23 protein-coding genes are annotated in these 26872 nt (G+C 73.1%); 14 read left to right on the forward strand and 9 right to left on the reverse strand.

The genetic code is table 11. The features are described 5' to 3' along the window. Window positions 1-58 precede the first annotated feature (58 nt). Window positions 59-1243 carry a quinolinate synthase NadA gene (gene nadA / locus ACGFZN_RS07625; RefSeq protein WP_393857551.1) on the forward strand — a complete coding sequence of 395 codons (1185 nt, stop codon included), beginning with the start codon at window positions 59-61 and terminating at the stop codon, window positions 1241-1243. 18 nt (window positions 1244-1261) lie between these two features. Here nadA and ACGFZN_RS07630 read toward each other — a convergent pair whose 3' ends face one another. From ACGFZN_RS07630 to ACGFZN_RS07655, 6 genes are all read right to left on the reverse strand, one after another. Then, window positions 1262-2413: a hypothetical protein gene (locus tag ACGFZN_RS07630; RefSeq protein ID WP_393857552.1), complete on the reverse strand. Its 1152-nt coding sequence runs from the start codon at window positions 2411-2413 to the stop codon at window positions 1262-1264. A gap of 124 nt (window positions 2414-2537) precedes the next feature. Then, entirely contained in the window at window positions 2538-5639 is a 3102-nt protein-coding gene (locus ACGFZN_RS07635) for an efflux RND transporter permease subunit (protein WP_393857553.1), read from the reverse strand. Window positions 5640-5792: 153 nt separating this feature from the next. After that, a complete protein-coding gene (locus tag ACGFZN_RS07640) occupies window positions 5793-6473 on the reverse strand; it encodes a response regulator (RefSeq protein WP_393857554.1) in 681 nt (226 codons plus the stop codon). A gap of 120 nt (window positions 6474-6593) precedes the next feature. Continuing rightward, complete coding sequence (locus tag ACGFZN_RS07645; RefSeq protein ID WP_393857555.1) at window positions 6594-7811, reverse strand: sensor histidine kinase; 1218 nt, start codon at window positions 7809-7811, stop codon at window positions 6594-6596. 61 nt (window positions 7812-7872) lie between these two features. After that, window positions 7873-8151 (reverse strand): hypothetical protein, encoded by a 279-nt coding sequence (locus ACGFZN_RS07650; protein WP_393857556.1) that lies wholly within the window; start codon window positions 8149-8151, stop codon window positions 7873-7875. A gap of 33 nt (window positions 8152-8184) precedes the next feature. Continuing rightward, window positions 8185-8976 (reverse strand): PspA/IM30 family protein, encoded by a 792-nt coding sequence (locus tag ACGFZN_RS07655; protein WP_330340519.1) that lies wholly within the window; start codon window positions 8974-8976, stop codon window positions 8185-8187. Between the two features lie 258 nt (window positions 8977-9234). Between ACGFZN_RS07655 and ACGFZN_RS07660 the strand changes: the two genes are divergently transcribed. The 3 genes from ACGFZN_RS07660 (at window position 9235) to ACGFZN_RS07670 (ending at window position 11752) form a co-directional block, all read left to right on the forward strand. Continuing rightward, the gene (locus ACGFZN_RS07660; RefSeq protein ID WP_393857557.1) at window positions 9235-9861 is read left to right on the forward strand and encodes a DUF3043 domain-containing protein; all 627 of its coding nucleotides are present in this window, start codon (window positions 9235-9237) and stop codon (window positions 9859-9861) included. A gap of 83 nt (window positions 9862-9944) precedes the next feature. Continuing rightward, the gene (locus ACGFZN_RS07665; protein WP_393857558.1) at window positions 9945-10646 is read left to right on the forward strand and encodes a class I SAM-dependent methyltransferase; all 702 of its coding nucleotides are present in this window, start codon (window positions 9945-9947) and stop codon (window positions 10644-10646) included. Between the two features lie 56 nt (window positions 10647-10702). Continuing rightward, entirely contained in the window at window positions 10703-11752 is a 1050-nt protein-coding gene (locus ACGFZN_RS07670; protein WP_393857559.1) for a S1C family serine protease, read from the forward strand. A gap of 70 nt (window positions 11753-11822) precedes the next feature. On the opposite strand, the gene ACGFZN_RS07675 is transcribed toward ACGFZN_RS07670, so the two are convergent. Further along, window positions 11823-12035, reverse strand: a complete 213-nt coding sequence (locus ACGFZN_RS07675) for a hypothetical protein (RefSeq protein ID WP_055709718.1) — start codon at window positions 12033-12035, stop codon at window positions 11823-11825. Between the two features lie 146 nt (window positions 12036-12181). Here ACGFZN_RS07675 and ACGFZN_RS07680 point away from each other — a divergent pair, with 146 nt between their 5' ends. Continuing rightward, a complete protein-coding gene (locus ACGFZN_RS07680) occupies window positions 12182-13384 on the forward strand; it encodes a bifunctional adenosylcobinamide kinase/adenosylcobinamide-phosphate guanylyltransferase (protein ID WP_393857560.1) in 1203 nt (400 codons plus the stop codon). A 56-nt stretch (window positions 13385-13440) separates the two neighbouring features. On the opposite strand, the gene ACGFZN_RS07685 is transcribed toward ACGFZN_RS07680, so the two are convergent. Then, window positions 13441-14427, reverse strand: coding sequence for a methyltransferase domain-containing protein (locus ACGFZN_RS07685; RefSeq protein WP_393857561.1), 987 nt, complete (start codon window positions 14425-14427; stop codon window positions 13441-13443). A 133-nt stretch (window positions 14428-14560) separates the two neighbouring features. Between ACGFZN_RS07685 and cobT the strand changes: the two genes are divergently transcribed. From cobT to ACGFZN_RS07700, 3 genes are all read left to right on the forward strand, one after another. Beyond that, window positions 14561-15625, forward strand: coding sequence for a nicotinate-nucleotide--dimethylbenzimidazole phosphoribosyltransferase (gene cobT, locus ACGFZN_RS07690; RefSeq protein ID WP_393857562.1), 1065 nt, complete (start codon window positions 14561-14563; stop codon window positions 15623-15625). A gap of 83 nt (window positions 15626-15708) precedes the next feature. Then, entirely contained in the window at window positions 15709-17505 is a 1797-nt protein-coding gene (locus tag ACGFZN_RS07695; RefSeq protein WP_393857563.1) for a phosphatidylglycerol lysyltransferase domain-containing protein, read from the forward strand. 24 nt (window positions 17506-17529) lie between these two features. Continuing rightward, window positions 17530-18291 carry a hypothetical protein gene (locus ACGFZN_RS07700; protein ID WP_393857564.1) on the forward strand — a complete coding sequence of 254 codons (762 nt, stop codon included), beginning with the start codon at window positions 17530-17532 and terminating at the stop codon, window positions 18289-18291. Here ACGFZN_RS07700 and ACGFZN_RS07705 read toward each other — a convergent pair. Further along, on the reverse strand, window positions 18231-18995 hold the full coding sequence (locus ACGFZN_RS07705; protein WP_393857565.1) for a hypothetical protein: 765 nt from the start codon (window positions 18993-18995) through the stop codon (window positions 18231-18233). The genes ACGFZN_RS07700 and ACGFZN_RS07705 overlap by 61 nt on opposite strands. Before the next feature lie 84 nt (window positions 18996-19079). Between ACGFZN_RS07705 and ACGFZN_RS07710 the strand changes: the two genes are divergently transcribed. From ACGFZN_RS07710 to ACGFZN_RS07735, 6 genes are all read left to right on the forward strand, one after another. Next, window positions 19080-19865 carry an adenosylcobinamide-GDP ribazoletransferase gene (locus ACGFZN_RS07710; RefSeq protein ID WP_393857566.1) on the forward strand — a complete coding sequence of 262 codons (786 nt, stop codon included), beginning with the start codon at window positions 19080-19082 and terminating at the stop codon, window positions 19863-19865. A gap of 62 nt (window positions 19866-19927) precedes the next feature. Next, window positions 19928-20542, forward strand: coding sequence for an RDD family protein (locus ACGFZN_RS07715; RefSeq protein WP_393857567.1), 615 nt, complete (start codon window positions 19928-19930; stop codon window positions 20540-20542). Window positions 20543-20777: 235 nt separating this feature from the next. Next, a complete protein-coding gene (locus ACGFZN_RS07720; protein ID WP_393857568.1) occupies window positions 20778-22310 on the forward strand; it encodes a leucyl aminopeptidase in 1533 nt (510 codons plus the stop codon). A gap of 312 nt (window positions 22311-22622) precedes the next feature. Beyond that, complete coding sequence (lpdA, locus tag ACGFZN_RS07725; RefSeq protein ID WP_393857569.1) at window positions 22623-24011, forward strand: dihydrolipoyl dehydrogenase; 1389 nt, start codon at window positions 22623-22625, stop codon at window positions 24009-24011. A gap of 61 nt (window positions 24012-24072) precedes the next feature. Further along, on the forward strand, window positions 24073-25920 hold the full coding sequence (gene sucB / locus ACGFZN_RS07730; RefSeq protein ID WP_393857570.1) for a 2-oxoglutarate dehydrogenase, E2 component, dihydrolipoamide succinyltransferase: 1848 nt from the start codon (window positions 24073-24075) through the stop codon (window positions 25918-25920). Window positions 25921-26099: 179 nt separating this feature from the next. Beyond that, on the forward strand, window positions 26100-26723 hold the full coding sequence (locus tag ACGFZN_RS07735; protein WP_393857571.1) for a GntR family transcriptional regulator: 624 nt from the start codon (window positions 26100-26102) through the stop codon (window positions 26721-26723). Window positions 26724-26872 lie beyond the last annotated feature (149 nt).

The raw sequence follows: 26872 nt of genomic DNA on the forward strand, positions 1-26872 counted from the left end.
CGTGAACCGGTTATGATAGATAGCGTCAGTTAGACGAAAAGTAGAAAGGGTGCGTGTCGTGACCACCGCCCAGACCCCGGAGCTCGACGTACAGCCGACTCCGCTCGCCCTGCTGCTGCTCGGCCGCGAGGCCGACCCGAAGAGCGAGCGGGGCGTCGAGTGCCCCGGTGACCTTCCGTCGCCGTCCGACCCCGACCTGGTGCAGCGCGCCCGCGCGGCCAAGGAGAAGCTCGGCGACAAGGTCTTCGTGCTCGGCCACCACTACCAGCGCGACGAGGTCATCCAGTTCGCCGACGTCACGGGCGACTCCTTCAAGCTGGCCCGGGACGCGGCCGCGCGCCCGGAGGCCGAGTACATCGTCTTCTGCGGTGTGCACTTCATGGCCGAGTCGGCGGACATCCTCACCTCCGACGACCAGAAGGTCGTCCTGCCCGACCTCGCCGCCGGCTGCTCGATGGCCGACATGGCGACGGCCGAGCAGGTCGCGGAGTGCTGGGACGTGCTGACGGAGGCCGGGATCGCCGAGCAGGTCGTCCCCGTCTCGTACATGAACTCCTCCGCCGACATCAAGGCGTTCACCGGCAAGCACGGCGGCACGATCTGCACCTCGTCGAACGCGAAGCGCGCCCTCGACTGGGCCTTCGAGCAGGGCGAGAAGGTGCTCTTCCTGCCCGACCAGCACCTCGGCCGCAACACCGCCGTCCGGGACATGGGCATGTCCCTGGACGACTGCGTGGTCTACAACCCGCACAAGCCGAACGGCGGCCTGACGGCGGACGAACTGCGCGCCGCGAAGATGATCCTGTGGCGCGGGCACTGCTCCGTCCACGGCCGCTTCAGCCTGGACTCGGTCGACGACGTGCGCGCGCGCATCCCCGGTGTGAACGTCCTGGTGCACCCCGAGTGCAAGCACGAGGTCGTGGCCGCGGCGGACTACGTCGGCTCCACCGAATACATCATCAAGACCCTGGAGGCGGCCCCGGCCGGCTCCAAGTGGGCCATCGGCACCGAGCTGAACCTGGTCCGCCGGCTGGCGAACCGTTTCGCGCCCGAGGGCAAGGAGATCGTCTTCCTCGACAAGACGGTCTGCTTCTGCTCGACCATGAACCGCATCGACCTGCCCCACCTGGTCTGGGCCCTGGAGTCCCTCGCCGAGGGCAACCTGGTCAACCGCATCGAGGTCGACAAGGAGACCGAGGCGTTCGCCAAGCTCGCGCTGGAGCGGATGCTGGCGCTGCCGTAGCCGGCACCCCGCGGACGGTCAGGGGCGCCCCCCGCTGTCGGGGGCGCCCCTTTCCCGTGCCGGTGCGGGGCTCTCCGGGACCCGTGAGCCCGTCCCCGCCACCATCGCCTCCACCAGCGTGCCCAGCACCTCCGCGCGGCGTTGCTCGCCGAGGGCGGCCTCGGCGACGAGGCGTTCCGCGGCCAGGTAGCGGGAGAACTCCAGGGGCTGCTCGAAGTAGGCCCGCAGATGGCCGGCCGCCGCTTCCTGGGAGCGGATGAAGGTGCGGCTCACATAGCCCGCGAGAGCGGCCGCCACAGCCCCGAGGCCACCCGCGACCACGCTCCCGGCCGTCGTGCTCGCGCGCAGCGCCACGACCACGAAGACGGCGAGCAGCAGGAAGCCGAGCACCATGGCGACCTGGGCGTTGCGGAACGACCGTGCCGCCTGGCCGAGCGCGATCTCGTGGTACAGGTCCAGGCGCCGGTGGGTGACCGCCCACAGCTCGGGCAGGCTCAGCCGGCTTCCGGCGAGGCCGGGACCGGGCTGGTACGGGCTGTACGGCTGCGGCGCTGGCTGCTGCCCGTACCACTCGAACGGCTGCCCCTGCCCCGGCATCGGATACGGCTGCGGGTACGGCTCCGGCTGCGGTTGCGCCGGCTCCTGTTCCTCCGCCGGGTACGGGTACGGCTCCGCCGGCTCCCGCTCCTCCGCCGGGTACTGTCCCCCCGGCTGTACCGGAGGCACCTGCGGATCGGCCGAGGGCCCGGGCCGGTCCCCGTCCGGCGGGCGCGAATCGGACGGCGGCGTGGGCCACGGCACGGTGACACCGCCGTACGGGCCCGAGGGGGCCGGATAGGGGTAGCCGCCGTACGGGGCCTGGGGCGCGTAGCCGTACGCCGGGCGCAGGGCGCGCTCCAGGCCCTCCTCCGCCTCCCGCACCCGCTCCCGCCCCTCGGCGACGCGGTGCGTCTCGGCCCGGGACTTGAGCCCCAGCCCGTAGACGTAGATGAACAGCAGGGTGACGCCCAGCGCTCCCAGCGCGACGTAACGGGCCGGCTCGTCGCCGATGTACAGGGGCGCCGAGGCGGCCGCCACCACCACCAGGCACAGCAGGGCGCTGCCGAGTAAGGACCGCAGGCGCGAGGGGCGCGGGACGGGCCGTCGAGGCGTCAGCGGGTGGTCGTCCATGGATGATCAGCATGCCGGGCCGGAGCCCGGCCGTCCACAGCGGCCAGGCACCTTGGCGGTGACCGACGGCGAACGGCCGGGCCCGCACCGTGGTGCGGGCCCGGCCGCCGGTGTCACCGGACGCCTACACGCCCGCCGGTTCCGGCGTGCGCCGGGCCTCCGGCTGCTGCTTCGCCGCCCGCTTCGCCGCGCGGCGCTCCTTGCGCAGTTCCAGCATCGCGTAGAGCGTCGGCACCAGCAGGAGCGTCAGCAGGGTCGAGGTGATCAGACCGCCGATGACGACCACCGCGAGGGGCTGGGCGATGAAGCCGCCCTCGCCGGTGACGCCCAGCGCCATGGGCAGCAGCGCGAAGATCGTCGCCAGGGCCGTCATCAGGATCGGGCGCAGACGGTGGCGGCCGCCCTCGATCACGGCCTCGACCACGCCGTGGCCCTGCCTCCGGTACTGGTTGATCAGGTCGATCAGGACAATCGCGTTGGTCACCACGATGCCGATCAGCATCAGCATGCCGATCATCGCCGGGACGCCCATCGGGGTGCCGGTGGCGACCAGCAGACCGATCGCGCCCGTCGCCGCGAACGGGACGGAGACCAGCAGGATCAAAGGCTGCGCGAGGGAGCGGAACGTCGCGACCAGCAGCATGAAGACGATCGCGATCGCCGCCAGCATGGCCAGGCCCAGGTTCTTGAACGCGTCGCTCTGGTCCGAGGTCACGCCGCCGATCTCGGCCTTCGCGCCCGCCGGGAGCTTCAGCGCCTTGATCTTCGACTGGAGCTTGGTGCTGATCGCACCCGTGTTGTCACCGGTCGGCTTGGCGGTGATGGTCGCGGCGCGCTGCCCGTCGATCCGGGTCAGGGACACCGGCCCGTCCACCAGCTTCACCGTGGCGATGTCGCCGAGCTTCACCGGGCCGAGGCGCAGCGCCTTCAGCTGGGCCAGGGTGGTCGCGGGCTTCGCCGACCGCACGACGACGTCGCGCTCGGTGTCGTCGAGGACCGCCTTCGCCGCCGTCGTGCCGCGCACCGCCTGGGCGACCGCCGCTCCGAGCTTCTGGTCGTCGAACCCGGCCGCGGCCGCCTTGGCGTTCGCCTTGACCGAGATCCGGGGCACGCTCGTGGACAGGTCGCTGGTGACGTCGGTGACGTCGTCCAGGCCGGCGACCGTGGAACGGACCTGCTCCGCGGCCGTACGCAGCGCCTGCGGGTCGGACGCCTTGACCACCACGCTGAGATCCTGGTTGCCGAAGCCGTCGCCGGCCGACACCGTGGTCGTGCCGATGCCCTTGAGCCGCTTCAGGCCGTCCTCGATGTGCCGCTGCACCGTGCCGTAGGACTTGGAGTCCTTCAGCATCACCTGGTACGACGCCTGGTTGGTGTCCGTGCCGCCGCCGAAGGCCGCCATGAAGCCGGACGAGCCGACGGTGACCTGGTAGTCCCTGACGCCCTCGGTGGAGGCGAGCAGCTTCTCGACCCGCTTCGCCTGCGCGTCGGTGGCGGCCAGGCTCGTACCGGGCTTCAGCTCCTGCTTGACCGTGATGACCTCCTGCTCGCCCTGGTCGAAGAAGTTCGTCTTCAGCAGGCCGCCCATGCCGAAGGTCACCACGAGGACCACGAGGGCGATCAGCACGCTGGTGAGGCGGCGGCGCGTGGCGAAGCGCAGCACGGGCACGTAGGCGCGCTGGAGGCGGCTGTTCGCCTCCTTCTCCTCGGCCCGGCGGCGGGCCTCCGCCGCGTCGTCGGGGGTGCCCTTCGGGGCGCGCAGGAACCAGTACGACAGCACGGGCACGACGGTCAGCGACACCAGCAGGGAGGCCAGCAGGGCCGCCGTCACCGTGATGCTGAACGAGCCGAACAGGGCGCCCACCATGCCGCCGACCAGGCCGATCGGCAGGAACACGGCGACCGTGGTGAGGGTGGAGGAGGTGACCGCGCCGGCCACCTCGCGCACGGCGTCCAGGATCGCGCTCTTCCGCTCCTCGCCGTAGCCGAGGTGCCGCTTGACGTTCTCCAGGACCACGATCGAGTCGTCGACGACCCGGCCGATCGCGATGGTCAGCGCGCCGAGCGTGAGCATGTTCAGGGACAGGCCGCGCGTCCACAGCACGATCAGCGCCAGGACGACGGACAGCGGGATGGAGACGGCCGTGACCAGCGTCGAGCGGATCGACGCGAGGAAGACCAGGATGACGAGGACGGCGAAGAGCAGGCCGAGCGCGCCCTCGGTGGTCAGGCCCTTGATGGACTTGGACACCGCCGGGCCCTGGTCGCTGACGACCGTGAGCTGCGCGCCCGAGCCGAGCTGCTCGCGCAGGCCGGGCAGCTCGTCCTTGACCGCGTTCGAGATGGTGACCGCGCTGCCGTCGTGGTCCATGGTCACGGTGACGGCGAGGCTCGGCCTGCCGTCGGTGCGGGTGATGGAGTCGGCCGGGGCGGGCTGCTCCTTGACGGTGGCCACGTCACCGAGCCGTACGGGCTTCCCGCCGCTCCGGCCGGCGACCATGAGGTCCTGGATCTGCGTGAGCGAGGTGAAGCCGCCGCCGACCTGGACGGTGCGGCCGGCGCCGTCCTCGTCGAAGGAACCGGCCGGGACCGTCGCGCCGCCCGCCTGGAGGGCCTGGCCGAGCGCGGCGGAGGTGAGGCCGGCCCGCGCGAGCTTCGCGTCGTCCGGGGTGACGGTGACCTGCAGGTCGCGGACGCCGGTGACCTGGACGCGGCCGACGCCGTCGATGTCCTTCAGCGCCGGCACGACGACGTCGTCCAGCTGGTCGGCGAGTGCCTGCTGGTCCTTGCCGGAGGTGGCGGCGAGGACCACGGTCGGCATGTCGTCGGTGGAGCCGGAGACCACCTGCGGGTCGACGCCGTCCGGGAGCTGGTTGCGGGCCCGGTTCACGGCCTGCTGGACGTCGGAGACGATCTGCTTGGTGTCGTTGCCGTAGTCGAAGGACGCCATGATCACGGCGTTGCCCTCGCTCGCGGTGGAGGTGACGCCGGTGACGCCGTCGACGCCCTGGAGGTTGTTCTCGATCGGCTCGACGACCTGCTTCTCGACCACGTCGGGCGAGGCGCCCTGGTACGGCGCGACCACCGACACCATGGGCAGGTCGATGGTGGGCAGCAGCTGCTGCTTGATCTGGGGTATCGCGATCAGCCCGAAGACGAGCGCGACGAGCGACATCAGGCCGGTCAGGGCCCGTTGCCGGAGGCTGAATCTCGACAGCCAGGACATGGATCAGGGTCTCTCAATCTGTGAGCGGCAGACCCTCTCACCCTGGGCCATGGCAGAGCGCGCACCTGTACGCCCTGGGTCCATTTCGTCGTCCCGGCCCTACTCCGCCCGCAGTACGCGGGGGTGGAGATCCGCAGTACACGAGGGTGGAGATCAGTCCGCCCTCGGCCGCACCAGCCCCGACTCGTACGCGATCACCACGAGCTGCGCGCGGTCGCGCGCGCCCAGCTTGGCCATGGCCCGGTTGACGTGCGTCTTCACCGTCAGCGGGCTGACCTGGAGGCGTTCGGCGATCTCGTCGTTGGAGTGGCCGCCGGCGACCTGGACCAGCACCTCGCGCTCCCGCCCGGTGAGGGCGCCGAGCCGCTCGGAGCGGGCGGGGTCGCGGCCGTCGTCGCCGTCGCCCTGGGCGAGGAAACGGGCGATCAGCCCCTTGGTGGCGGCGGGCGACAGCAGGGCCTCGCCGCCGGCCGCGACCCGGATGGCGTTCAGCAGTTCCTCCGGCTCGCTGCCCTTGCCGAGGAAGCCGGAGGCGCCCGCGCGCAGCGCCTGGACGACGTAGTCGTCGACCTCGAACGTCGTGAGGATGACCACGCGGACCTGCGCCAGGGAGGGATCGGAGCTGATCATCCGGGTGGCGGCCAGCCCGTCCGTGCCCGGCATCCGGATGTCCATGAGGACGACGTCGGCGGCCTGCTCCCCGGCCAGCCGGACGGCTTCGGCCCCGTCGGAGGCCTCCCCCACCACCTCCATGTCGGGCTCGGAGTCGACCAGCACCCGGAACGCGCTGCGCAGCAGGGCCTGGTCGTCGGCGAGCAGGACACGGATCGTCATCGGTCTCCCCCGGGGGCCGTCGCACGAGCCCCGGCAGGGGTCTCGGCGCGGATCTTCACGGTCGTGCCGGTCTGGTCTGTACGGGCCCGCCCGGCTCGGCGGCCGGGCGGCCGGCGCGGGCTAGCGGTGTTCGCGCGTCTCGGTGCGGGTCTTGAGGGGCAGGATCGCATGGACGCGGAAGCCGCCGCCGTAGCGGGGCCCGGTGGTCAGGGTGCCGCCGAGGGCGGTGACCCGCTCGCGCATGCCGATCAGCCCGTGCCCGCCGCCGCCCCCGGGCACCCCGGCCGCGCCCGCCCCGTCGTCGAGCACGGTCACCTCGATGTCCGTCCCCACCCGTACGACGCTGACCTCGGCCCTGGCCCCGGTCCCGGCGTGCTTCTGCACGTTGGTCAGGGCCTCCTGGACGATCCGGTAGGCGGCCAGGTCGACGGCTGCGGGCAGTTCGGCGCCCTGGTCGGCGCGGGCCACCTCCACGGGCAGGCCCGCGTTGCGGAAGGTGTCGGCCAGCTCCTGGAGCCGGCTGAGCCCGGGCGCGGGCTCGGTCGGGGCCTCGGGGTCGCCGGACTGGCGCAGCAGACCCACGGTGGCGCGCAGCTCCTCCAGTGCGGCGCGGCCGGCCTCGCGGACGTGCGCCAGGGCCTCCTTGGCCTGGTCCGGCCGCTTGTCCATGACGTGCGCGGCGACGCCGGCCTGCACGTTCACCAGGGCGATGTGATGGGCGACGACGTCGTGCAGATCGCGGGCGATGCGCAGCCGCTCCTCGGCGACCCGGCGGCGGGCCTCCTCCTCACGGGTGCGCTCGGCGCGCTCGGCCCGCTCCCGGATCGCCCGGACGACGGCGCGGCGGCTGCGTACGGCGTCCCCGAGGGTGGCGCCGATGCCGGTCCAGGCGAGCACGCCGAGGTTCTCCTGCGCGTACCAGGGCAGCGGGCCGGCCAGCATGGCGGCGGCCGTCAGCACGGTCATGGTGAGCAGGCCGACCCGCCAGGTGGTGGTGCGGTCGGTGGTGGCGGCGACCGTGTAGAGGGCGACCACGGCGGACATCGCGACCGGGGCGCGGGGGTCGCCGGTGACGCACTCGATCACGGACAGGACGCCGGTGACGGCGAGCACGGTCTTGGGGGCGCGGCGGCGGAGGACGAGCGCGGCCGCGGCCAGCACCATCAGCAGCAGGCTGAGCAGGTCGGGGGTTCGCAGGCCCCAGGTGACGCCGTTGGCTCCGCGGGGCACGACGAGGGAGCCCGCGACCATGCACACCAGCACGCCGGCGGCGATAGACGCGTCCAGCGCGAGGGGGTGCGCCTTCACACTGCAGCGGGCGCGGTCGAGAGTGCTCACGGAGGGAACAGTACGGCCCGTGGTCCGGGTGCCGGTGCCGCCGAGGAGGGCCCCGACGGCGCTACCCCGGGATCAGGCCCTCGTCGCCGAGCATCGCCCGGACCTCAGCCAACGACGCGTCCGGAGACGGGAGGATCAGCTCCGAGGGCTCCAGCGCGTCGTCGGGAAGGGGGGTGCCGAGACGGCGTACGGCGCCCAGGAGCGCGTCCAGGGTGCGGCGGAACGCCGCCTCGTCGCCGCGCTCCATCTCCGCCAGCAGCTCGTCGTCCAGCTTGTTCAGCTCGGCGACGTGGGAGTCGTCCAGCTGCACCTGGCCCTCCCCCATGATCCGTACGATCACGTCCGCCTCCTCGGCTCGGGTCCCGGCGCCGGGCTACTGCTTGTCGAAGCGCGGGGTGTCCTGCGGCTGCTGCTGGGTCTGCCCCTGGCCGGTGCCGCCCTCGATGGCCTGCTGCGGGGAGCCTCCGGCCAGCTCGGCCTTCATGCGCTGCAGCTCCAGCTCCACATCACTACCACCGGAGATCCGGTCCAGCTCGGCGGCGATGTCGTCCTTGGCCATGCCGGAGGGGTCGTCCAGGGCGCCGGAGGCGAGCAGCTCGTCGATGGCGCCGGCGCGGGCCTGGAGCTGCTGCGTCTTGTCCTCGGCGCGCTGGATGGCCAGGCCGACGTCGCCCATCTCCTCGGAGATGCCGGAGAACGCCTCGCCGATGCGGGTCTGGGCCTGGGCGGCGGTGTAGGTGGCCTTGATGGTCTCCTTCTTCGTACGGAAGGCGTCGACCTTGGCCTGCAGGCGCTGGGCCGCCAGGGTGAGCTTCTCCTCCTCGCCCTGGAGGGTGGCGTGCTGCGTCTGGAGGTCGGTGACCTGCTGCTGGAGCGCGGCCTTGCGGGACAGCGCCTCGCGGGCCAGGTCCTCGCGGCCGAGCGCGAGCGCCTTGCGGCCCTGGTCCTCCAGCTTGGTGGACTGCTGCTGCAGCTGGTTGAGCTGGAGTTCCAGACGCTTGCGGCTGGTCGCCACGTCGGCGACGCCGCGGCGGACCTTCTGCAGCAGCTCCAGCTGCTTCTGGTACGAGTAATCGAGGGTCTCGCGCGGGTCCTCGGCCCGGTCAAGGGCCTTGTTCGCCTTCGCGCGGAAGATCATCCCCATACGCTTCATGACACCGCTCATGGGCTTCGCGCGCCCCCTTCTGACGGACTCCAGCTCACAGATCCTGCGACAGAACCCACAGTACGGGCCCTGACTCCATTACCGCACTGTTCGGGGACCGATGCGCTCATCCCCAAGGACGACTGCGGACCGTACCGCTCCGGCGTGAGGAGTAGGTGATGCCCTGCCGTATCCCCCGCGACCCCGTGCCGTAACGTCCCCTCTGTCCCCCTACAGACGTCCGGTGTTGCCGGATCGTTCCCCGTCGGGCTGGGGTCCATGCCGGTCAAGCCCTTACCCTTGGGTTTTGTGTTCCGTAGCCGTGCCAAGGAAGAGAAGGCCCCCGCCGACAAGGCGCCGGTGACCCTCTCCAAGCAGCCCCGTGACCCGCAGGCCCCGAAGGGCAGGCCCACGCCCAAGCGCAGTGAGGCCCAGTCCCAGCGGCGCAGCGTGGCCCACACGCCGACCAACCGCAAGGAGGCCGCCAAGCGCCAGCGCGAGGACCGGCGCCGGGCACTGGAGCGGCAGCGCCAGGCGCTGGCCACCGGTGACGAGCGCTATCTGCCCGCCCGGGACAAGGGCCCGGTCCGCAAGTTCGCCCGCACCTGGGTGGACTCGCGGTTCAACGCGGCGGAGTTCTTCCTGCCGCTCGCCGTGGTCATCCTGGTGCTGAGCGTGGTGCGGGTGCCGCAGATCCAGTCGATCGCGCTGCTGCTGTGGCTCGTGGTGATCGTGCTGATCGTGCTGGACTCGGCGGTCAGCGGTTTCCGGCTGAAGAAGCGCCTCAAGGAGCGCTTCCCGGACGAGAACACGCGCGGCGCCGTTCCCTACGCGCTGATGCGCTCGCTCCAGATGCGCCGGCTCCGGCTGCCGAAGCCGCAGGTCAAGCGCGGAGAGCGGCCCTGAGCGCAGACGCTTTCACCGGGGGTGCGGCCGAGGCCTGGCTGGACAAGCTGGGCAGGCTGCGGGACGTCGTACGCCAGGAGCTGGTGTCGCGGCAGCTGGACGAGCAGATAGCCGGGCGGTTCCCGGTCGGGCGGCGGCTGCGGGTGCTCGACGTCGGGATGGGCCAGGGCACGCAGGCGCTGCGGCTGGCCCGGCTCGGCCACCAGGTGACCGGCGTCGAGCAGGACCCGACGATGATCGCCGCCGCGCGCAGGGCGCTGGCCGCCGAGCCCGAGGGCATCCGGGAGCGGGTCCGGCTGGTGCAGGGCGACGGGCGGGACACCGGGGTGCACTTCCTGCCGGGCAGCTTCGACGTGGTGCTGTGCCACGGCGTGCTGATGTACGTGGAGGAGCCCGATCCGCTGGTGGCGGGCCTGGCGCGGATGCTGGCGCCCGGCGGGCTGCTGTCGCTGCTGGTGCGCAACGGCGACGCGCTCGCCATGCGGCCCGGCCTCGCCGGCGACTGGGCGGGCGCGCTGGCCGCCTTCGACACCACCGCCTATCGCAACCGCCTCGGCCTGGACGTACGGGCCGACCGGCTGGCCTCCCTCACCGCCACCCTCGCCGGGATCGCCGCCCCGCTGCACGCCTGGTACGGCGTCCGGGTGTTCACGGACACGGCGGCGGACGACGCGGAGATACCGGACGGCCTCGAGACGCTGCTGGCGGTCGAGGAGCGGGCCGGGCGCACGGACCCGTACCGCGGGGTGGCGGCGTTGCTGCACCTGTGCGGCGTACGGGGCTGAGTCCGTTCGGGCCAACACCGCGGGCCGGACGACCGGCGCCCGATGAGACTCGGGGTATGGACGCTTCCCCGAACCGTGCCCTGCTGAAGGCGGCCACCGCCACGCTGGTGTGCTGCGTGGCGGCCGGCTGCACCACCGGTTCCCGGCAGAACGCCTCCGCGCCCGGGGTGGCGGACGCGCCGATGGCCGCGAGCGATCTGCAGAGCCAGTACCAGAAGGTCATCAAGCAGGCCCTGCCGTCGGTGGTGCAGATCCAGTCGAGCCGCGAGCTGGGCTCCGGTGTGGTGTACGACGGCAAGGGCCACATCGTCACCAACGCGCACGTGGTCGCGTCGCAGAAGACGTTCCACGTGACCACGGCCAGCAGCGAGCAGCCGCTCACCGCGCGTCTGGTGTACTCCTACCCCCAGCAGGACCTGGCCGTGATCAAGCTGGACAAGGTGCCGTCCGGGCTGAAGGCGGCGGTGTTCGGCGACTCCGAGAAGGTGGAGGTCGGCCAGATCGTGCTGGCCATGGGCTCGCCGCTGGGGCTGTCCTCCAGCGTGACCCAGGGCATCGTCTCGGCGACCGGGCGGACCGTCAGCGAGGCCGGCGGGGGCACGGGCGCCACCCTGGCGAACATGGTGCAGACCTCGGCGCCCATCAACCCCGGCAACAGCGGCGGCGCGCTGGTCGATCTGGCCGGGCACGTCATCGGCATCCCGACGCTCGGCGCCGCCGACCCGAGCCTCGGGAACAGCGCGGCGCCCGGCATCGGGTTCGCCATCCCGGCGTCGATGGTGAAGACGATCGCCGCGCAGATCGTGGACAAGGGCCGGGTCACCAACTCGGGGCGGGCGGCGCTCGGCATCACCGCGCGGACCGTCGTGGACGAGAACTACCAGCCGGCCGGGGTGGCCGTGGTCAGCGTGAAGTCCGGTGGCGCGGCGGACAAGGCGGGCCTGCGCACCGGCGACATCATCACCAGGCTGGGCGACCGGTCCATCTCCACCCTCACGTCCCTGGCGGTGGCGCTGGCCGGGGACAGGCCGGGCCAGAAGACGACGGTGACCTACCAGCGGGACGGCCACGAGAAGAAGGCGACGGTGACGCTGGGCGAGCAGTGACGAGGGGTACGGCGCCGGCGGCGCCCCCGTACGACGGCGGGAGCCGCCGGGGCCGCACCCCTCGCACCGGCTAGGCCGCGTCGGCGTGCAGGCTCATCGGCCCGTAGATCTCGGTGTTCTCCTCGAACAGCCGCACCTGGTCGGCGCCGCCCTCGAGGAGCGCCTTCCAGTGCTCGCCGATCCAGGACTCGGCGTCCCCCTGCGTGGTGAACTCCTCGGGCTGCACGGCGGGCTGGACCTCCGTCCCGTCGGCCTTCTCGAACCGCCACGTCCATGCCGTCATGTGGGCCTCCTTCGATCCAACACGTGCTCGCAGCGTATGCGCTGTACGGGGCCGGACGTGAGAGGTGGTGGATCATCCGCGGGTGCGGGGGTGACGCCGGGGCGCCGGAGTGAGCGGTACCCGCGGGCGCGGGTGAGAATCGGTGCGTGGAAGTGACTCTGCTCGGTACCGGCGCGCCCGCCGGACTGCCCCGGCCCGACTGCCCGTGTGCCGCGTGCGCGACCGCGCTGGGCCGTGCGGCCCGGGCGGCCACCGCCGTGCTGGTGGACGGGGCGCTGCTGCTGGACCTGACGCCGGGTGCGGCGTTCGCGGCGGCGCGGGCCGGGCGTTCGCTGGGCGGGGTACGGCAGGTGCTGCTGTCGCATCCGCACGACGGCCCCGCGGTGGAGGTGCCGGCCGGGCTGCCGCAGCCCGGACGGGTGCCGGACGGGCGGGAGTTGGCGCTGCTGACGGGGCATCGGGTGCGGGCCCTGGCGATGGACGCGGGCGGCACCGGGTACGCGGTGACGGGGCCGGACGGGCAGCGGCTGCTGTATCTGCCGCCGGGCGGCGCCCCGGCCGGTCTGGAGCAGGCGACGGCGGAGCCGTACGACATGGTCCTCGCGGACGTCGTGGGCCGCCCGGACGCGCTGGCCCGGCTGCGGGCGGTGGGCTCGGCCGGCCCGACGACGGACGTGCTCGCCGTCCACCTCGACCACGACGTGCCGCCCGGCGCCGAGCTGGGCCGCCGGCTGGCCGCGGCGGGGGCGCGGGCCGTGCCGGACGGCACGACGCTGACGGTCGGCGCGTACGAGGAGGTGCCGGACGTGCCGCGCCGGACGCTGGTGCTGGGCGGGGCCCGCTCGGGCAAGTCGGTGGAGGCCGAGCGGCGCCTCGAGTCCTTCCCGGACGTGCTGTACGTGGCGACCGGCGGCACGCGGGGCGGGGACGCCGAGTGGGCCGAGCGGGTGGCGCTGCACCGGGAGCGGCGGCCGGGATCGTGGCGTACGGCGGAGACGACGGACCTGGTGCCGCTGCTGCGCGAGGAGGGGCCGCCGCTGCTGATCGACTGCCTGTCGCTGTGGCTGACGGACGCCATGGACTCCGTCGGGGCGTGGGACGACGCGGAATGGGCGGGCGGGGGCGAGAAGTCCCTGCGGGAGCGGGTGCGGGAGCTGACGGAGGCGGTGCGGGCCACTCGGCGGACCGTGGTGGCCGTCTCCAACGAGGTGGGCTCGGGGATCGTGCCGGCGACTGCCTCCGGCCGCCGGTACCGGGACGAACTCGGCCGCCTGAACGCGGCGTTCGGGGCGGAGTGCGAACACGTCCTGCTGGTGGTGGCGGGTCAGGCGCTGGTGCTCCGGGGCTGAGGGGCGTCCGGAACCGGTGCGGCCGGGGGGCGTCGCTCACCGGCGCGTGCGGGGTGTCAGCGGACCGCCTTGCGGGCCACGATCCTGTACGCGTTGGAGAACCCCGTGCGGCGGAACAAGGGCGCCAGGGCGTGGTCCACGACCGAGGCCAGCGTCCGCACGGGTGCCATGACGGCTCTCAGCAGCGGGACCCGTCCCACCGACAAGGTGACCGCACCTGACAGGTCGTAGGGCACATGGGGATCGACGCGGTCGACCACCAGCACCGTGCAGCCGAGCTTCTCCAGCTCCGCCCGCAGATTCGCCGAGGGCACCAGGTGCAGGTGGCGCGGCTGGCCGCACGGGAGCCAGAACCTGCCGAGCAGCGCGGCGAACCCGCTGCGCGGGTCGGCGACTTCGACGACGAGGTGGCCGCCGGGGCGCAGGGCCGTGAGCGCGGCGCGGAGTTCGGCGCGCGGGTCGGGCGTGTGCTCGAGATGGCGCAACATGCTGACGACGTCGTAGCGGCCGCGCAGCCGGGCGGTCATGCCGGGCGTGGCGAGGTACCCGCGGTGGGCCTCCTCCACCCGCCCCTCCAGCTGGGCCTGCTGCACCCGGGCGGTCGGGTCCAGGCCGTCGAAGCTCGTGTACGGGAAGACCTCCTTCGCCGCCTCGGGAAAGCGGGCGTGGCCGGTGCCCACGTCCAGCCAGCTCTCCGCCTCGGCCAGCGCCGACAGCCGCCGGGCGGTGGCCCGGTGCCGCCGGCGCAGCGCGCGGGCGGACAGCACGCGGTCGGTGAACCCCTCCAGCTGCCGTTCGTACAGGTCCCGGTGGAAGAAGGCGAACCCTTCCGCCGTGAGCCGGGGGTTCTGGAAGACGTGGCCGCAGTCACGGCACTGGTCGAGGACGAACCGGCCCGGCCGGTGCCGCAGCGGGTCGCGCGCTCGCACCCGGGTGCGCAGGCGGGCGGAGCCGCACCAGGGGCAGTCCTCGCGGCGCGGTTCGAGGAACGGGTCACAGGACCGGGGCAGGGGCGTCGGCGTGATGGGCGTGGTGGTCGGCATGGGCGGCTCCCTGGGCGACATTCCGCGGCAAAACGGAACGTATGGGATACCGATCTTGGGTGCAACGACGCCGCACGGGCGTGGTGGCCCTGCGGCGCGGAAGCGTTCGGTCTCTGGCGGTACTGTTCGGCGAATGAGCAGGCTTAATCTGGACGACTTCACCGATCTGATCGAGCGCCCGGACGGGGGCGTGCGCCGTGACGCCGAGGCCCGGCGGGAGCGCCAGATCGTGCCGCCGGGGGCGCTGGGCCGCCTCGACGAGCTGGGCGAGTGGCTGGCCGCCGCGCAGAGTGCCGTACCCGTGCGGACCGTGGAGCGGCCGAAGGCGGTCCTCTTCGCCGGTGACCACGGCATCGCCGAGCTGGGTGTCTCGGCGCGTCCCGCCGGCGGGGCGGAGCAGCTGGTGCGGGCCGTGCTGGAGGGCGTGAGCCCGGTGTCCGTGCTCGCGCGGCGGCAGGAAGTGCCGGTGCGGATCGTGGACATGGCCCTGGACTGCGCGCCGGACGCATTCCCCGAGGACGTCGTACGGCACCGGGTACGGCGCGGCAGCGGCCGTATCGACATCGAGGACGCGCTCACCCTGGAGGAGGCCGAGGCGGCGGTGCGCGCGGGCGTCGCCGTCGCCGACGAGGAGGCCGACTCGGGCACGGACCTGGTGGTGCTCGGCGACATCAGCGTCGGCGGCACCACGGCGGCGGCGGTGCTGATCGCCGCGCTGTGCGGGACGGACGCGTCGGTGGTGACCGGGCGGGGCGGGCTGGCGATCGACGACCTGGCGTGGATGCGCAAGTGCGCGGCGATCCGGGACGCGCTGAGGCGGGCGCGGCCGGTGCTCGGGGACCAGTTGCAGTTGCTGGCGACCGTCGGCGGGGCGGACCTCGCGGCGATGACCGGGTTCCTGCTCCAGTGCGCGGTGCGGAAGCTGCCGGTGGTGCTCGACGGGGTGGTGACGGCGGGGTGCGCGCTGGTCGCGCAGCGGGTCGCCTTCCGGGCGCCGGACTGGTGGCTGGCCGGGCACGACAGCGGGGAGCCGGGGCAGGCCAAGGCGCTGGACCGGATGGCCCTGGAGCCGCTGCTGCAGCAGGGCGTGCAGGTCGGCGAGGGCACGGGGGCGCTGCTCGCCCTGCCGCTGGTGCGGGCCGCGGCGGCGCTGGCCGCGGAGCTTCCGGAGAGGGAGCCGAAGGAGGAGAGCGAGTAGTCGGTCGCGTGAAAGCGCGCGCACAGCACACGCACATGTCCGATGTGCGGTTCGCCGGGGCGGTCCCCATATGATCCTTCACCATGGGAGATGCCCGAATTGCCGTTCCGCAGCACGCCGAGCCGGGACGCCCGGGTGAGCAGGGGCGGCGGGCCGGCGGGGCCTCCCGGCGGGCCGCCGCCGTCGCCGTCTGGTACCTGCGGACCGTCGCCTTCATCAACTTCCTCAGCGCGGCATGGGTTTCGCTCGGCCAGGACGTGCGCCGGCACAACCAGGACGACTTCTTCACGCCGTACCTGCTGACGGCCGGGTTCGCCTCGGGCGTGTTCACCGCCTTCCTGGCGATCACCATGCGCCGCCGCAAGCGGGCCGCGTGGATCCTGAACCTGGTGCTCAGCGGCGCCTTCCTCGCCCTGTTCGCCTTCGCCATGGCGTTCCCGGAGATCCGGCGGTACCCGCAGAACTGGATCTCGCTGGGGCTGACGGCCGTGTTCGTCGGCGCGCTGCTCGTGGGCCGGCGGGAGTTCTACGCCAAGGGCGACCGCGCCAACCCCCGGCTCGCGGCCACGGTCGCCCTCGGCGGCGGACTGGCCGCGAGCCTGCTGGCCGGGCTGCTGGTGTCGGTCACCAACCAGGCGCCGGACGCGGCCCGTTCGACGTTCCTGGAGCGCTGGCACTACGGCGCGCTGCGCCTGGTGTCGGTGGCCGCCGACGAGTCGCGCTTCCCCGGCATCTCCCCGCCGAACTGGGCGAACGTCGCCGTCAACGTGCTCAGCACCGCCCTCGTCCTCGCCGTGTTCTACGCCGCGTTCCGCTCCCGGCGCGCCGTCGACCCGCTCACCGAGGACGACGAGAAGCAGCTGCGGGACCTGCTGGAGCGGCACGGCGACCGCGACTCGCTGGGCTACTTCGCGCTGCGCCGGGAGAAGAGCGTGGTGTGGTCGCCCACCGGCAAGGCGGCCGTCGCCTACCGGGTGGTCAGCGGGGTGAGCCTGGCCTCCGGGGATCCGCTCGGGGATCCGGAGGCGTGGCCGGGCGCGATCGCGCCCTGGCTGGCCGAGGCGCGGGCGCACGGCTGGATCCCGGCGGTGATGGGGGCGAGCGAGGAGGCCGGGACGGTCTACGCCCGGCACGGTCTGGACGCCCTCGAACTCGGCGACGAGGCGATCGTGGAGGTCTGCGACTTCACGCTGGAGGGCCGGGCGATGCGCACGGTGCGGCAGGCGTACAACCGGGTGAAGCGGGCCGGGTACACGGTGCGGATCCGGCGGCACGAGGACATCCCGGCCGAGGAGATGGCACAGCTCGTCGAGCGTGCGGACGACTGGCGGGACGGCGCGACCGAGCGCGGGTTCAGCATGGCGCTGGGCCGGCTCGGGGATCCCGAGGACGGGCGGTGCGTGATGCTGGAGTGCACGGACGCCGAGGGCCGGCTGCGGGCGCTGCTGTCCTTCGTGCCGTGGGGGCCGCACGGGCTGTCCCTTGACCTGATGCGCCGTGACCGCGACTCCGACAACGGGCTGATGGAGTTCATGGTCATCGAGCTGCTGCGGCGGGCCGACGAGATCGGGATCACGCAGGTGTCGCTCAACTTCGCGATGTTCAGGTCGGTCTTCGAACGCGGAGCGCGGATCGGCGCCGGTCCGGTGCTGAGGCTGTGGCGGTCGCTGCTGAGCTTCTTCTCCCGCTGGTGGCAGATCGAGTCGCTGTACCGCGCCAACGCCAAGTACCGGCCCATCTGGGAGCCGCGGTTCCTGCTCTTCGAGAAGAGCGCGGACCTGCTGCGCATCGGCCTCGCGTCCGCGCGTGCCGAGGGCTTCCTGGAGGCGCCGGGACTGCCGAAGTGGCTGCACCGCAGGCACCTGGAGACCCACCGGTGAGGAACGCCCGATGAGGAACGCCCGATGAGGCCGCCGGCCCGCTGGGCCCGCGAGGAGTGGGGGCCGCTGTGCGGCGCCGTGCGCGCGGCCCTGCGCGGGCGGCGCCTGCGGGCGGCGCCGATGACGCTCGGCGCGGTCGGTCTGACGGCCCTGCTGCAGTACGTGCAGAACCGGCCGTGGGGCTATCAGCTCGTGCAGGACCTGGGCGCCGTACGGGCCCAGGACCCGCTGTGGCAGGCCCTGCTGCGCACCCCGCTGTCCCTCTTCGTGCCGGCGCTGGATCTGCCGGTGTGGGGCGCGCTGGCGCAGATCCTGCTGGTGTTCGGGATCGCCGAGGTGTGCATCGGCTGGTGGCGGACCCTGGTCATCGCGTACGCCGCCACGCTCGCCGGGACCCTCTACGCGCGCACCGGCATCTCGCTCGGCGCGCACGCCCCGTTCGGGCTGCCGTGGACGGACGCGCAGGTCGTGGACACCGGCCCGTCGGCGGCCGTGGTGGGGCTCGCGGTGTACGTGAGCTGGCGCTACGGCGCGTACCTCACCTCGGGCGCGGTGACGCTGGCGATGGTCGCCGAGGTGCTGCTCAAGGAGAACCTGGCGGGCAAGGAGCATCTGGCCGCGCTGATGGCCGTGGGCCTGATCTGCCTCGCGGTGGCGGTGCGGCACCGCTGGGGGCTGCGGCCCGGGGCGCCGGGCGCGTACGGCGGTCCGCCGCGGTGGTTCGCTCAGTGGCGGTCGGGCAGCCGGGCCGGGCGCGGGTCGGGTCTGCCGCCGATCCAGTCCTGAACGGCGCGGCGCGGCCGGGCCCAGCGGCGGTCGTGCCGGCAGGCGCGCAGCTCGGCCTTGGCGCGGGCGCGGGGCCGGCGGCCGTAGAAGCGGCGGGCCCAGGGCGAGCCGGGGCGGGCCAGCCGTACGGCGCCGATCAGCGCGACCAGCGGCACGACCGCCCCGAACACCGCGAGGCGGGCCTTGCCCTTGCTCAGGGCGACCAGCGCCAAGAGGAAGTTCACGGCGATGGTGGTGAGGGCGCCGCCGCGGTCCTTCAGCTCCTGCGGGGACAGGTCGTTGACGCCGAACGGCGAGAACCCTGCGAGCAGCAGCCCGCCGAGCGCGGCGGCGAGCACGACGACCTCGACGCTCTTGCGGCCCTCCTCGCTCCAGTAGACGTCGTCCAGATGCAGGATCAGCGCGAACTCGTCCAGGACGAGACCGACGCCGATGCCGAAGACCACGGCCGCGAGGGCGCCGCCCGCGCCGCGCCGGTCGCTGGCGACCGCGCCGAACCCGCCGACGACGGTGAGGACGACGCCTGGCACCGCGTGGTGGATGTGCAGCCCGCCCGCCTTGACGTTCCCGAACGGACCTTTGCCGGCCCGGATCAGCCGGGTGATCACCCGGGTGACCACGAAGGTGAGCAGGAAGGCGCTGAGGGCGAGCAGCAGGGGAAGCTTGCCCGGTTCGAGGATGTTCCGTTCCCACCAGTGCCCCATATGCGCACTTTATCCCCAGGAGGCCGCAGCGGGCTCCACCCGGGCGCCCCCGGCGGCCCCGCGACCGCCGGGTAACCTTCGCCGGTGCCCACGTCCTCCCCTCACGACTCCCTCCGCTTCGCCTTCGGCACCCTCACCGCACTGCCCGTCCGGGTGCGCCGCTGGGACCGGGAAGCGGCGCGCGGGGGCATGCTGAGCGCCCCGGTGGCCGGGCTGGCCGTCGGCGGCTGCGCCGCCGGGCTCGGCCTGCTGCTGCTCGCGCTCGGCGCCGACCCGCTGCTCGCCGCCGTCGCCTCGGTCGCGGTGCCCGCCGCCCTGACCCGCGCACTGCACCTCGACGGCCTCGCCGACACCGCCGACGGCCTGGGCAGCGGCAGGCCCGCCGAGGACGCGCTCAGGATCATGAAGCAGTCCGACATCGGCCCGTTCGGCGTCGTCGCCCTCGTCCTGGTGCTGCTGGCCCAGGTCGCCGTCCTGGCCCAGCTGTACGGCGCCTCCTGGTCCCGGGGCGCCCTCGCCGCCGTCGTCTCGGCCGTCGCGGCCCGCCTCGCCCTCACCCTGGCCGCCCGCACCGGCGTGCCGGCCGCCCGCCCGGAGGGCCTGGGCGCGGCGGTCGCGGGGGTGGTGCCGGTGCCCGGGGCGCTGGCGGTCACCGCCGCGGTCACGCTCGGCTCGGCCGCCGGGGGTTCGGCCTTCGGCCCGTACGGCGCCCTGCGCGCGGCGGCCGCGGTCCTGCTGGCCCTGGCCGCGGCCGAACTCCTGCTGCGCCGCTGCGTGGGCCGCTTCGGCGGGGTGACCGGGGACGTCTTCGGCGCGCTGGCGGAGACGGCGGCCACGGCGGCGCTCGTGGTGCTGTCGCTCGGCCGATAAACTCCTCGGCCGTACACGGACAAGACAACGCTGCAAGACAGTTGCACATCGGGGGAACATCCGTGCCGAAGCTGCGCCGCATCACGGCCTGGTTCGTCGACTTCGCTCTGGTCGCGGCGGCCGCCGCGCTGCTCGCCGTCCTGACCTTCCACCGGATCACCGCGCTCGTCACCGACGTGCCCGAGCTGGCCACCAAGGGCGGCCTCGACCTCGTCACCTCGCGGGGTGACGTCATCGGCGCCGGCGAGCAGGTCGGCCTGTCCGTGTGGGACACGATCGTGCTCGACGTGGAGGAGGCCTTCGGCGCGCTCGTCGTCGTCACCTTCCTCTACCAGTGGGCCTGCCTCGCGCTGCTCGGCCGCACCCTCGGCAAGGGCCTGCTCGGGCTGCGCGTCACCCCGCGGCTGTCCCGGCACGCCCTGCGCCGGGCCGCCGTCACCACCGCCGCCGACGTCGCGGTGTACGCGCTGGCCTGTGTGCTGCTGGTCGAGGGCGAGTTCGTGCTGTCGGTGCTGGTCTGGGCGGTCGCCGTCCTGCTGTTCCTGGTCAACGCGCTCACCGTGCTCTTCCCCGGCCGCCGCTCCCTCGCCGACCGGCTCGCCGGCACCCGGGTCGTCGGCGCCCTTCAGCGGATCGAGCCCGGGCCCGGCCCGGTGGCCGGCGCGCCCCGGTGGTGATCCCGCGCCGCTGTGGAACGCGCCGATGTGAAACGCGACGCCAGACACAGGTGCACGTCCGCAGGAATGAGCGACCGCGCGCACGCGCGTAGTCTCGTCCCGGGTGTTCGCCGACAGGGTGAAGGCCCCGGTGCCACCCGCGCCCAGGCATGGACCTAGGGTCGGCTCTCGGGCCCGGTCGACCCACCCCACTTCGGCCACAGCAACTTCACATCGGAAGCGAGAATTCACCACCGTGACTGCTCTGACTCTCAGCACCGCAGCGGCGCCCGGCCTGCGGGCCGACGCGATCGTGATCGGTGTCGCCAAGGGCGCCCAGGGGCCCGTCGTCGCGCCGGGCGCCGAGGCCGTGGACAAGGCGTACGACGGCAGGCTGGCCGGCGTCCTGGAGACCCTCGGCGCCTCGGGTGCCGAGGGCGAGCTGACGAAACTGCCCGCCCCGGCCGGCTTCAAGGCGCCCCTCGTGGTGGCGGTCGGCCTGGGCGAGGAGCCGGACGCCAAGAGCGACGAGGGCTACGACTCCGACGCGCTGCGCAAGGCCGCCGGCGTGGCCGCCCGGGCGCTCGCCGGCTCCAGGAAGGCCGCGTTCGCGCTGCCCGTGGACAGTCCCGGCGCGGTCGGCGCGATCGCCGAGGGCGTCCTGCTCGGCGCGTACTCCTTCGACGTCTACAAGGAGAACGCCGGCGGCGGGAAGGCCGGGAACGGCAAGGCGCCGCTGGCCGAGGCCGCGCTGCTCGGCGGCAAGCCGCGCGACGCCTCCCACAAGGGGGCCGTCGCCCGCGCCGTCGCGGTCGCCGAGGAGCTGAACCGCGCCCGCGACCTGATCAACACCCCGCCGAACGACCTGACCCCCGCCGCCTTCGCCGGCATCGCGCAGGCCGCGGCCAAGGAGCACGGCATCAAAGTGCAGGTGCTCGACGAGAAGGCCCTGGCCAAGGGCGGCTACGGCGGCATCCTCGGCGTCGGCGGCGGCTCCGCGGCCGCCCCGCGCCTGGTGAAGCTGTCGTACAGCCACCCGAAGGCGGCCAAGCACCTCGCCTTCGTCGGCAAGGGCATCACCTACGACTCGGGCGGCATCTCGCTGAAGCCGGCCGGGCACAACGAGACGATGAAATGCGACATGAGCGGCGCCGCCGCCGTGTTCGCCGCGGTGGTCGCCGCCGCCCGCCTCGGCCTGGAGGTCAACGTCACCGGCTGGCTGGCGCTGGCCGAGAACATGCCGTCCGGCTCCGCGGTGCGCCCGGGTGACGTGCTGCGCATGTACAGCGGCAAGACCGTGGAGGTCCTCAACACCGACGCCGAGGGCCGGCTGGTCCTCGGCGACGCGCTGTGGGCGGCCTCGCAGGAGAACCCGGACGCGATCGTGGACGTCGCGACCCTCACCGGCGCGATGATGCTGGCGCTGGGCAGCCGGACGTTCGGCATCATGGCCAACGACGACGCGTTCCGCACCGCGGTGCACGAGGCGGCGGAGGAGGTGGGCGAGCCGGCCTGGCCGATGCCGCTGCCGGAGCACCTGCGCAAGGGCATGGACTCCCAGGTCGCCGACATCGCGAACATGGGCGAGCGGATGGGCGGCGGCCTGGTCGCCGGTCTCTTCCTGCGCGAGTTCGTGGGCGACGGGATCACCTGGGCGCACCTCGACATCGCCGGCCCGGCGTTCAACGAGGGGGGTCCCTTCGGGTACACGCCGAAGGGCGGCACGGGCACGGCGGTGCGGACACTGGTCCGGCTCGCCGAGCTGACGGCCGCGGGTGCCCTGGGCTGAGTCGCCTCATAGCTCGGGGCGCACTGCCGTATGGCGGCTCCGTCGCGTGGGGGTTGTTCGCGCCCGCGCTGCGGAGCCGCATATCGGTACGGCTCCGCGCCCCTTTCCCGGCACCGCTGCTCCGCTTCTTTCAAGCGAACGTGGGACGTCTCACACTCCAGCCCGGCGTCTCGTCCGCCTCGAACAAGTGCAAAGATGGAGCCCGGCAGGACAGGGCCCCCACCGAAGGGCCGAAGCATCAAGCGGCCGGACACCAGCCGCCTGCCGGTCAGTGAAGACCGGCGTACGGCGCACATGCATGGAGGACGTGACGTGGCGAACGACGCCAGCACCGTTTTCGACCTAGTGATCCTCGGCGGTGGTAGCGGTGGTTACGCCGCGGCCCTGCGCGGGGCGCAGCTGGGCCTGGACGTCGCCCTGATCGAGAAGGACAAGGTCGGCGGCACCTGCCTGCACCGGGGTTGCATCCCCACCAAGGCCCTGCTGCACGCGGGCGAGATCGCCGACCAGGCCCGCGAGAGCGAGCAGTTCGGTGTGAAGGCCACCTTCGAGGGCATCGACGTCGCCGCCGTCCACAAGTACAAGGACGGTGTCATCGCCGGCCTGTACAAGGGCCTGCAGGGTCTGATCGCGTCCCGCAAGGTGACGTACATCGAGGGCGAGGGCCGGCTGTCCTCCCCCACCTCCGTGGACGTGAACGGTCAGCGGATCCAGGGACGCCACGTGCTGCTGGCGACCGGCTCCGTGCCGAAGTCGCTGCCGGGCCTGGAGATCGACGGCAACCGGATCATCTCCTCCGACCACGCCCTCGTCCTGGACCGCGTGCCGAAGTCCGCGATCATCCTGGGCGGCGGCGTCATCGGCGTCGAGTTCGCCTCGGCGTGGAAGTCCTTCGGCGCCGACGTCACCGTCATCGAGGGCCTGAAGCACCTCGTCCCGGTCGAGGACGAGAACTCCTCGAAGCTTCTCGAGCGCGCGTTCCGCAAGCGCGGCATCAAGTTCAACCTCGGCACCTTCTTCCAGAAGGCCGAGTACACCCAGGACGGCGTGAAGGTCACCCTGGCGGACGGCAAGGAGTTCGAGGCCGAGGTCCTGCTGGTGGCCGTCGGCCGCGGACCGGTCTCGCAGGGCCTGGGCTACGAGGAGCAGGGCGTCGCCATGGACCGCGGCTACGTCCTGGTCGACGAGTACATGCGGACCAACGTCCCGACGATCTCCGCCGTCGGTGACCTCGTCCCGACGCTCCAGCTCGCGCACGTCGGCTTCGCCGAGGGCATCCTGGTGGCGGAGCGTCTGGCCGGTCTCAAGGTCGTTCCGATCGACTACGACGGTGTCCCGCGGGTGACGTACTGCCACCCGGAGGTCGCCTCCGTCGGCATCACCGAGGCCAAGGCCAAGGAGATCTACGGCGCGGACAAGGTCGTCGCTCTCAAGTACAACCTGGCGGGCAACGGAAAGAGCAAGATCCTCAACACCTCGGGCGAGATCAAGCTCGTCCAGGTGAAGGACGGTGCCGTGGTCGGCGTCCACATGGTCGGCGACCGCATGGGCGAGCAGGTCGGCGAGGCCCAGCTGATCTACAACTGGGAGGCGCTGCCGGCCGAGGTCGCCCAGCTCATCCACGCCCACCCGACGCAGAACGAGGCGATGGGCGAGGCGCACCTGGCGCTCGCCGGCAAGCCGCTGCACTCCCACGACTGAGCCTTCGGTCAACGGGCGCGACGACACAGACTTCCGCAATTCGTTAGGAGCAACCGAAACCATGGCGGTTTCCGTAACCCTTCCGGCGCTCGGCGAGAGCGTCACCGAGGGCACTGTCACCCGCTGGCTGAAGGCCGAGGGCGAACGCGTCGAGGCCGACGAGCCGCTGCTCGAGGTCTCCACCGACAAGGTCGACACCGAGATCCCCTCGCCGGCCGCCGGCGTGCTGGCCTCCATCAAGGTCGCCGAGGACGAGACGGTCGAGGTCGGCGCCGAGCTGGCCGTCATCGACGACGGCTCCGGCGCGCCGGCCGCCCCCGGTGCAAGCACCGGCTCCGCTGGAGCGGCTTCCGCCGCGCCCTCTGCTGCGGCCGCCGCCGAGGCTCCGGCCCCGGCCGCCGAGCCCGCTCCGGCCGCCCCCTCCACGGAGCAGGCCGCTCCCGCCCCGGCGCCGACCGCCGAGGCCACCGCCGGTGCCTCCGGCGCCCAGGGCACGGACGTGGTCCTGCCCGCGCTCGGCGAGTCCGTCACCGAGGGCACCGTCACCCGCTGGCTGAAGTCGGTCGGCGACAGCGTCGAGGCCGACGAGCCGCTGCTCGAGGTCTCCACCGACAAGGTCGACACCGAGATCCCGGCGCCCGCCTCCGGCGTGCTGCTGGAGATCGTGGTGAACGAGGACGAGACCGCCGAGGTCGGCGCCAAGCTCGCCGTCATCGGCGCCCCGGGTGCCGCTCCGGCCCCGGCCGCCCCGGCCCCCGCCGCCGCTGCCCCAGCCGCTCCGGCCCCGGCCGCCCCCGCGGCTCCGGCCGCCCCGGCCGCACCCGCTCCGGCCCCCGCCGCTCCGGCCGCGCCCGCCGCTGCCGCCCCGGCCCCGGCCCAGCCCGCCGCTCCGGCGCCCGCCCCGGCGGCTCCGGCCCCGGCTCCGGTGACCCCGGCCACCGCGCCGACCTCCCCGACCGCCACCCAGGCGACGGACGAGGGCGCCTACGTGACCCCGCTGGTGCGCAAGCTCGCCGCCGAGAACGGCGTCGACCTGTCCACCGTCAAGGGCACGGGCGTCGGCGGCCGCATCCGCAAGCAGGACGTGCTCGCCGCCGCCGAGGCCGCGAAGGCCGCCGCCGCTGCCCCGGCTCCGGCCGCCGCCGCGCCGGCCGCCGCCAAGAAGGCCCCGGCGCTGGAGGTCTCCCCGCTGCGCGGCCAGACCGTCAAGATGACCCGCATCCGCAAGGTCATCGGCGACAACATGGTCAAGGCGCTGCACGAGCAGGCCCAGCTGTCGTCGGTCGTCGAGGTCGACGTCACCCGCCTGATGAAGCTGCGCGCCCGCGCCAAGGACTCCTTCGCCGCGCGCGAGGGCGTCAAGCTCTCCCCGATGCCGTTCTTCGTCAAGGCGGCGGCCCAGGCGCTGAAGGCCCACCCGGTCATCAACGCCAGGATCAACGAGGCCGAGGGCACGATCACCTACTTCGACACCGAGAGCATCGGTATCGCGGTGGACTCCGAGAAGGGCCTGATGACCCCGGTCATCAAGCACGCCGGCGACCTCAACATCGCGGGCATCGCCAAGGCCACGGCGGAGCTGGCCGGCAAGGTCCGCGCCAACAAGATCACCCCGGACGAGCTGTCCGGCGCGACCTTCACCATCTCCAACACCGGTTCGCGCGGCGCGCTGTTCGACACGATCATCGTGCCGCCGGGCCAGGTAGCGATCCTCGGCATCGGTGCCACGGTCAAGCGTCCGGCGGTCATCGAGACCGAGGAGGGCACGGTCATCGGCGTCCGCGACATGACCTACCTGACCCTCTCCTACGACCACCGCCTGGTCGACGGCGCCGACGCGGCCCGCTACCTGACGGCGGTCAAGGCGATCCTCGAGGCGGGCGAGTTCGAGGTCGAGCTCGGTCTCTGACGTCTCCCCGGGTAGTACGGCGCCCCGTCCGGAGCTTTCCGGGCGGGGTGTTCGTGTTTGTCGGCACGCGTCGCGTGTAAGCCTCGTCTCACCTGCACGAAAGCACCCCCGCGCGCCCTGTCCGCGGAGCGAACCGGCCTTATTGTCTAAAGGTCAGCGCCCTGACTAAGGAGCCCACAATGACCGCGCCCGTCGTCCACTCGCTGCGCGAACAGATCCGCGAGCACATCGTGGAGGGGATCGTCAGCGGGCGCTGGCAGCCGGGCGAGCGGATCGTGGAGCGGCGGATCGCGACCGAGCTGGAGGTCAGCCAGACCCCGGTCCGCGAGGCCCTGCGGGAGCTGGAGTCGCTGCGGCTGATCGAGTCCGCGCCGAACAAGGGCGTGCGCGTGCGCAATCTGACCGCGGCGGACCTGGAGGAGAGCTACCCCGTCCGGGCCGGCCTGGAGGCGATCGCGGCGGAGCTGGCCGCCGACCGGCTCGCCGAGGACTGCTCGGCGCTGGAGCCGCACGTCACGGCCCTGTACGAGGCCGACCGCAAGGCCGACGGCACCGCCCAGGTCCGCCACACCGTCGGCTTCCACCGCGAACTGGTGCGTGCCGCGCGCAACTCGGTGCTGCTGCACACCTGGGAGGGCCTCGGCATCGAGGTCTTCACCGCGCTGTCCATCCGCTGGCTGGGCACGGTCCAGCAGTCGTACGCCGAGGAGCACGAGGAGCTGGTGGAGGCGTTCAAGCGACGGGATCCGCGGATCGCGGAGCTGGTGAAGGCGCACGTCCTCGGGTGCGCCCCGCGCGCCTGATCCAGTCGAGCGCTCGGCCGCTCATACGCCGCCTCACCTGCGAAAACAAGGCGACTCCACGTCACCCGGTGCCATCTCTGAAGGCACCGGGTGCCTACTTTCTCGGAATCGAGACTTTTTCGCCCTCAACCCTTTGATCGATCATCGAT

The organism is Streptomyces sp. NPDC048192 (assembly GCF_043202415.1).
Lineage (GTDB): Bacteria > Actinomycetota > Actinomycetes > Streptomycetales > Streptomycetaceae > Streptomyces.